This is a genomic window from Pseudomonas sp. HMWF006, assembly GCF_003061205.1.
Lineage (GTDB): Bacteria > Pseudomonadota > Gammaproteobacteria > Pseudomonadales > Pseudomonadaceae > Aquipseudomonas > Aquipseudomonas monsensis.
The window spans coordinates 1,230-5,127 of the sequence record NZ_QAIU01000566.1 but is presented as its reverse complement, the minus strand read 5'-3'; the positions used below and the strand labels follow the sequence as shown (position 1 = coordinate 5,127).

At 61.8% G+C, this 3,898-nt stretch carries 4 protein-coding genes and 1 pseudogene; 2 read left to right on the top strand and 3 right to left on the bottom strand.

Translation table 11 applies throughout. The features are described 5' to 3' along the window. Positions 1-294 (bottom strand): annotated as a pseudogene (locus DBR24_RS33825) (type 1 glutamine amidotransferase domain-containing protein); the annotation flags it as partial. Between the two features lie 210 nt (positions 295-504). Here DBR24_RS33825 and DBR24_RS25975 point away from each other — a divergent pair. Then, positions 505-1,089 carry a TetR/AcrR family transcriptional regulator gene (locus tag DBR24_RS25975; RefSeq protein ID WP_123462865.1) on the top strand — a complete coding sequence of 195 codons (585 nt, stop codon included), beginning with the start codon at positions 505-507 and terminating at the stop codon, positions 1,087-1,089. A 144-nt stretch (positions 1,090-1,233) separates the two neighbouring features. Here the strand turns inward: DBR24_RS25975 and DBR24_RS25970 are convergent, their stop codons facing one another. Further along, positions 1,234-1,929 carry a tRNA (adenine(22)-N(1))-methyltransferase TrmK gene (locus tag DBR24_RS25970; protein WP_302467477.1) on the bottom strand — a complete coding sequence of 232 codons (696 nt, stop codon included), beginning with the start codon at positions 1,927-1,929 and terminating at the stop codon, positions 1,234-1,236. A 136-nt stretch (positions 1,930-2,065) separates the two neighbouring features. Beyond that, positions 2,066-3,115 carry an NAD(P)-dependent alcohol dehydrogenase gene (locus DBR24_RS25965; protein WP_128616138.1) on the bottom strand — a complete coding sequence of 350 codons (1,050 nt, stop codon included), beginning with the start codon at positions 3,113-3,115 and terminating at the stop codon, positions 2,066-2,068. A 189-nt stretch (positions 3,116-3,304) separates the two neighbouring features. Here DBR24_RS25965 and DBR24_RS33820 point away from each other — a divergent pair. Beyond that, positions 3,305-3,898 (top strand): Gfo/Idh/MocA family protein (locus DBR24_RS33820; protein WP_256591840.1); only part of this gene is annotated, 594 nt, incomplete at its 3' end.

Genomic DNA, 3,898 nt, shown 5'->3' with positions numbered 1-3,898 from the left:
GAACACGGCATCGAAATCGTCGGCGCGTACATCGGCCAGACGGCCAGTGTTGGCGAGGGCCTGCTGTGCCGCCGGATCGTTGCGGAAACGGTCGGTTTCGGCGGTCTGGGCGTCGGGCTCATCGCTTTTCGGATCGAGCGGTGGCTGGCCACCGGCCGGAGAAACCAGAGTGACATCGGCGCCGGCGTCCTTGAAGGCGTAGTACGGGGCGGCGAACTCTTCCAGCCAGAAGCCGGTTTTCTTGCCAGTGTTGCCGAGTTGATCGTGCGAAGTCAGAACCATCAAGATTTTCATAGAGCACCCTGGGGTTGATCGGGTAGCGCCGCTGCGCAACGGATTTGCGCAGCGGCGACACCGGGAAATGAGTTGTCGGAGCGCAGCATAGATTCCAATTAGACCAGTCGTCTAGTAATTTTTTCTACGCAGGCTTTTCAATGACAGGTGTGGCAAACTCCCGTTCCATCGAATTAAACGACTGGTCTATTGTTTGGTACTGCACGCCCCATGAAACCGACCTACGATGACACCCGCCAACATTTGCTCGACACCGGCCACCGAATGATGGCCGAGAAAGGCTTCACCAGTGTCGGCCTCAACGAAATCCTGCAAACCGCCGGCGTGCCGAAAGGCTCGTTCTATCACTACTTCAAATCCAAGGAGTTGTACGGCCAGGCGTTGCTTGAGGATTACTTCGTCGACTATCTCGCCGACATGGAGCGACGCCTGACGCTGCCCGGCCTCAACGCCTACGAGCGGCTGATGGATTACTGGCAGGGCTGGCAGAACCGTTGCACCCTGGAAGGGCATGGCGACGAATGTCTGGTGGTGAAACTCAGTGCCGAGGTCGCCGACTTGTCCGAATCCATGCGCCTCACCTTGCGTGACGGCGCCGAACGCGTGGTCGCACGCATTGCCCTGTGCATCGAGCAGGGCCAGGCCGACCACTGCCTCCCCGAGGGCGACGCCCGGCATTTGGCCGAGACCCTGTATCAGCTGTGGCTGGGGGCGAGCCTGCTGAACAAATTGCAGCGCACCGGGCAATCGCTGAAGACGTCGATGGCGACCACGCAAACATTGCTCAGCGTTTGACGCTTGCAGGGGCGTGAGCCTTGCCTCGTTACGCGTGAGCGCGAACATGAGGTTGCGCTTGCGCGTCTCTGCAGCTGATGCGGCGAGCCACAGAATTCCAGACCTGTGTCGGTCAGTCCCGAGCGTCCGTCAGGTGCCGGACCTTCAGGTCAGCAGTTCGCTGATCCATCGCGTCTGGCGGTTCAGTTCCTGCACCCTGCCTTCAGGCAATGTTTGCCGGGCCTGGCTGAGTTGGCTCAACGTCTTCTGCTTGTGCCGCAGCTTGTGTCGCCACTTGCTCAGGAACGCCGGGCTGCGTGCCTGCAGGTGCAAGGGACCGAAGTACAGCTCTTTGGCGCTGTAGCTCACCGCATCGGCACGTTCGGCGACGATGATTTCGTAGTCGAAGCGGTTCTCGCGCAGCACTTCTTCACTGTGGATCCGGTAGCCGTTGTCCATCAACCATTGGCGCAAGGGCTGCTCGCCGCCGTTGGGTTGCAGGATCAGCCGTTCCTTGCCGCTCAAATGAGTTTTGCCGCGGTCGAGAATGTCGCGGATGGTTTCGCCACCCATGCCGCACAGGCTGACGGCGGTAATCGCGTCTGCAGGCGTGATCGCCGCCAGACCATTGGCCAGGCGTACGCTGATGCGCTGGTGCAGATCGTTGTCGCGCACGGTGCGTTGCGCTGCCTGGAAAGGTGTCGTGGCGACTTCGCCCGCCACGGCGTACGCGATTGCTCCGCGCCGCAGCAACGCCACCGGCAGATAGCCGTGGTCCGAGCCGATATCGGCCAGGTGCGCACCGGCCGGAATGTGTGCGGCCACGCGCTCAAGGCGCATGGACAATGTCTGTTCGTTCAACGGCAACCCCTGTTTACCACGCGCCTGCTGCTGGCTGGCAGGCAAAGGGGTGCGACTCTGGCGAGCAACGCCGAGGCTGTCAAATCCTGCCGACAGAATTGAAGAGCCCCCGACAGCATGGTCGGGGGCTCACACGTCAGCCCGCCAGGGTGGCGTTGTCGATCACGAAGCGATATTTCACATCGCCCTGGAGCATGCGCTCGTAGGCGTCATTGATCTGATCGGCGCGAATCAGTTCGATGTCGGAGACGATGCCGTGTTCGGCACAGAAATCCAGCATCTCCTGGGTTTCAGGAATGCCGCCGATCATCGAACCGGCGATCGTGCGGCGCTTCATGATCAGGTTGAACACGTTCGGCGACGGGTGTGGCGAGGCAGGCGCGCCGACCAGCGTCAACGCACCATCGCGCTTGAGCAGGACGAGGAAGGCGTCGAGATCGTGCGGCGCGGCGACGGTATTGAGGATGAAGTCGAAGCTCTTGGTGTGGGCAGCCATTTCCTCGGCATTACGCGACACCACCATCTCATCGGCACCCAGCTGCCTGGCCGCTTCGCGCTTGGATTCGGAGGTGGTGAAGGCAACCACGTGCGCGCCCATTGCATGAGCCAGTTTGATGCCCATGTGGCCGAGGCCGCCAATGCCGACCACCCCCACTTTCTTGCCTGGCCCGACATTCCAGTGACGCAGCGGCGAGTAAGTGGTGATGCCCGCACACAGCAGCGGTGCGACGGCCGCCAGTTGCGCTTGCGGATGTCGAATGCGCAACACGTAGCGCTCGTGCACGACGATGTTCTGTGAGTAGCCGCCGAGCGTCCAGCCCGGCGCGTCCGGCGTCGGGAAGTTGTAGGTGCCGATCATGCCGTCGCAGTAGTTTTCCAGACCGCTTTCGCAGTCATCGCAGTGCTTGCAGCTGTCGACGATGCAGCCGACGCCGACCAGATCGCCGACCTTGAAATCCGCGACATGCGCACCGACAGCGGCAACCCGCCCGACGATTTCATGCCCCGGTACACAGGGAAACTGCGTGCCGGCCCACTCGGCGCGCACCTGATGCAGGTCCGAGTGGCAGATGCCGCAGAACGCGATGTCGATCTGCACATCATGGGCTGCAGGCGCGCGGCGGTTGATCTGCATCGGCTCAAGAGGTTTGTCGCCCGCATGGGCGCCGTAGGCTTGTACAAGCATGGGAACATCCTCGATCGGTTGGTCGTATCGGCATTCTTCACGTTCTGGTCGACCGGGCAGTAGTGCATTCCTGTGTAATCCTTGCCTGATCCTGTGCGTGTTTGTGACGTTGCACTGACAGACGATCGCGGTGTTTGCAGGTAACCTGCCGGTTCACTGACTAAAACAAAAGCAAAGCAGGAGTCACTGATGCAACCAATCCGTCTCGGTCTGGTGGGCTACGGCAAGATTGCCCAGGATCAGCACGTCCCGGCGATCAACGCCAACCCCGGATTCCAGCTGGTGTCTGTCGCCACGCAGGGCCAGCCGTGCCCTGGTGTGGAGAATTTTCATACCTTGAGCGAGTTGCTGGAACACGGCCCGCAGGTCGATGCCATCGCGTTCTGCACCCCGCCCCAAGGGCGCTTCGCGCTGGTGCAACAGGCGCTCGCCGCCGGCAAACATGTACTGGTGGAAAAGCCGCCCTGCGCCACGTTGGGCGAGGCCCTGGCGCTGGTCGATCAAGCTGCGGCGAAGGGCGTCAGTGCCTTGTTCGCCTGGCATTCGCGCTATGCGCCCGGCATTGAAGCGGCCCGCGACTGGCTGGCCTCGCGCACCCTGCAAAGCGTGCAGATCGACTGGAAGGAAGACGTGCGCAAGTGGCATCCCGGCCAGACGTGGATCTGGCAACCCGGCGGCCTCGGCGTATTCGATCCGGGCATCAATGCCCTGTCGATCGTGACGCACTTGTTGCCGCACCCATTGTTCGTTGAATCTGCCGAGTTGCGGGTGCCGGACAACTGC

Coding starts and splice junctions, on each gene's coding strand:
- DBR24_RS25975 (WP_123462865.1), top strand. CDS start 505: ATGAAACCGACCTACGATGACACCCGCCAACATTTGCTCGACACCGGC.
- DBR24_RS25965 (WP_128616138.1), bottom strand. CDS start 3,115: ATGCTTGTACAAGCCTACGGCGCCCATGCGGGCGACAAACCTCTTGAG.